Origin of the sequence: Idiomarina sp. UBA4206 (assembly GCF_002383015.1) — a bacterium.
In the GTDB taxonomy this organism is placed as follows: Bacteria; Pseudomonadota; Gammaproteobacteria; order Enterobacterales; family Alteromonadaceae; genus Idiomarina; species Idiomarina abyssalis.
Genome location: NZ_DFTS01000043.1, coordinates 37944 through 39396, shown reverse-complemented (window position 1 = coordinate 39396; position 1453 = coordinate 37944). Strand labels below are relative to the sequence as shown.

Here is a 1453-nt window from a genome sequence, read left to right as displayed (position 1 = left end):
CGGCATTCCCGGAAGGCATCATGTTGGCCATTTTATTTGCTAACGTATTTGCACCGTTATTTGACCATTTTGTAGCACAGGCAAATATCAAACGGAGGTTAGCGCGTAATGGCTAAGAAAAATGAGAGTTTAGGCAAGACCGTTGGTGTCGTGCTAGCGCTTTGCCTGGTTTGTTCAATTGTTGTTTCTGGTGCTGCTATTGGTCTGAAGCCAATGCAGGAAAAGAACGCTGCTCTTGATATGCAGAAAAACGTTCTGGATGCTGCCGGTATTCTAAAAGCCGATACTGATATCGTTGAAACTTATAATCAGCGCATTGACACTATGGTTGTCAGCCTTGAAGATTTAAGTGTGAAAGATGATGTTGACCCCACATCGTTCAGTAATCGTAAAGCAGCTGGTGACCCTGAAACTAGCACTAAGCTTGAGAAAAAGAACGATCCTGCAGGCATCGGAACGCGTGAAGACTTAACACAAATATATTTGGTTAAGAGTGAGTCTGGTGAAACAACAGGTCTGGTGCTGCATATACGTGGCCAGGGTTTGTGGGGAACTATGTACGGACTGCTTGCGTTAGAAGACGACTTTGACACCGTTAAAGGTGTTAACTTCTACGAGCATTCAGAAACACCAGGACTAGGCGGCGAAATTACGAATCCTAACTGGGTTAAATCTTGGGAAGGTAAAGAAGTTTACGGTGAGGACGGTAACGTTCAGTTTGAAGTAGTAAAAGGTGGCGCTAGCGATAAGCACGAAGTTGATGCTTTATCGGGTGCAACTTTGACTAGTAATGGTGTGGAATACCTAATTCAATTCTGGATGGGCGAAAATGGTTACGGTCCATTACTCAAGAAACTTCGTGAGGGAGAGTTGAACAATGGCTAGTGTAAAAGAAATGAAGTCCGTTTTATTCGGACCGATATTTGCCAACAACCCCATCGCACTGCAGATTCTTGGTATCTGTTCTGCATTGGCTGTAACATCGAAAATGAGCAACACCCTGGTTATGTGTATTGCATTAACCGCGGTTGTCGCATGCTCAAACTTATTTATTTCGATCATCCGTAACCACATTCCGTCAAGCGTTCGTATCATTGTTCAAATGACGATTATCGCAAGTTTGGTAATTGTGGTAGACCAAGTACTCAAGGCATACGCCTACTCAATTTCTAAAGAGTTATCGGTGTTTGTTGGCTTGATCATTACTAACTGTATCGTTATGGGCCGCGCTGAGGCTTACGCGATGAAGAGCACACCGTTTATGTCGTTATTAGACGGTATTGGTAATGGTTTAGGTTACTCTATCGTGTTACTTGTGGTTGGTTTTGTGCGTGAACTCTTTGGTTCAGGCAGCTTGTTCGATGTGCAGATTTTACCGCTGGCATCACAAGGTGGTTGGTTCGAGCCTGTTGGGCTTCTGCTAATGCCTCCAAGCGCCTTCTTTATCATTGGT

The 1453-nt window shown here is 44.0% G+C and carries 3 protein-coding genes; all 3 read left to right on the top strand.

Annotated elements, in window-relative coordinates:
* Window positions 1–116: RnfABCDGE type electron transport complex subunit D (locus B3180_RS15755; RefSeq protein ID WP_414654050.1), on the top strand; the 116-nt coding region annotated here is incomplete at its 5' end.
* Complete coding sequence (locus B3180_RS09230; RefSeq protein WP_278358336.1) at window positions 109–885, top strand: Na(+)-translocating NADH-quinone reductase subunit C; 777 nt, start codon at window positions 109–111, stop codon at window positions 883–885. The genes B3180_RS15755 and B3180_RS09230, both read left to right, overlap by 8 nt.
* Window positions 878–1453, top strand: a 576-nt coding sequence (locus tag B3180_RS09225; RefSeq protein WP_286844179.1) for an NADH:ubiquinone reductase (Na(+)-transporting) subunit D, incomplete at its 3' end; no start/stop codon positions are given. The genes B3180_RS09230 and B3180_RS09225, both read left to right, overlap by 8 nt.

Coding starts and splice junctions, on each gene's coding strand:
- B3180_RS09230 (WP_278358336.1), top strand. CDS start 109: ATGGCTAAGAAAAATGAGAGTTTAGGCAAGACCGTTGGTGTCGTGCTA.